The 1,065-nt window shown below is 71.1% G+C and carries 1 protein-coding gene; it reads right to left on the reverse strand.

The window, feature by feature from the left end:
* A partial coding sequence (locus E1294_RS52020) for a cytochrome P450 (protein WP_246083902.1) occupies positions 1–1,046 on the reverse strand: 1,046 nt, incomplete at its 3' end.
* Between the last annotated feature and the right edge of the window lie 19 nt (positions 1,047–1,065).

Here is a 1,065-nt window from a genome sequence, read left to right on the forward strand (position 1 = left end):
GCCAGCGGCGCCCCGAGACAGTGGTGCACGCCGTGGCCGAAGGCGACATGACCGGCGGCTCCCCGGCTGATGTCGAGGGTCTCGGGATCCTCGGCGAAGGCAGGGTCGCGGTTGGCGGCGGGAAACGAGCAGATCACGAACGATCCCGCGGGGATGACCTGCCCGGCGATCTCCACTTCCGCCGTGGTCGTGCGGGGCGGCAGCAACTGCACGACGGACAGCCAGCGCAACAGCTCCTCGACGGCGGGCTCGACCTGGGCCGGATCGTCGCGGATCATCGCGAGCTGGTCCGGGTGCCGCAGCAGGGCCAGGGTGCCCAGGCCGAGCATGTTCGAGGTGGTCTCGTGCCCGGCCAGTAGCAGCAGTTTCGCGATGCCGATCAGCTCGTCGGTGCTGAGATCGTGGCCGTGCTCGCGCACCAGCATGCCCAGCATGTCCTCGCCCGGGTCGGCCTGCGCGCGGGCGACCAGGCCGGCCATGTAGGCGTGGTCTTCCCGCTGCGCCGCGACGCGCTGCTCCATCGGCGAGGAGGTGTCCAGCATGCGTACGGAACGATCCTGGAACTCGGCGCGGTCGGCCGGCGGCACGCCCAGCAGCTCGCAGATCACCAGGGAGGGCACCGGCAGAGCGAAGTGCGCCACCAGGTCGGCCGGCTTGCCCGCCCGCTCCAGGTCGTCCAGAGCCGTCTGGACGATCTCGGTGATCCGCGGTTCGAGCCTGCGCATCCGGCGTACCGTGAACTCCGGGGTGAGCATCCGGCGCAGCCGGGTGTGTTCCGGCGGGTCGAACGCGATCAGCTGCCCGGCCTGCATCTTGGCCAGCTCGTCGGCGTCCATCTGCCCGGATCCGGGGAACGGCGTCAGGGCACTGCTGAACCGGGCCGGGTCCGACAGCACCTTGCGGACGTCCTCGTGGCGGCAGACCAGGTAGGCGGGCAGGCCGAGCGGCGTCTCGACTCGCACCACGCCCTCGCCGTCGCGCGCCCGGGCCAGCTCCGCGACCGGGTCGAACCCGTTCCGCCGCATCTGCAGCGGCAATTCCGGCATTTGCGTCATCATCTGTCCA

Origin of the sequence: Nonomuraea diastatica (genome assembly GCF_004349015.1) — a bacterium.
Lineage (GTDB): Bacteria > Actinomycetota > Actinomycetes > Streptosporangiales > Streptosporangiaceae > Nonomuraea > Nonomuraea diastatica.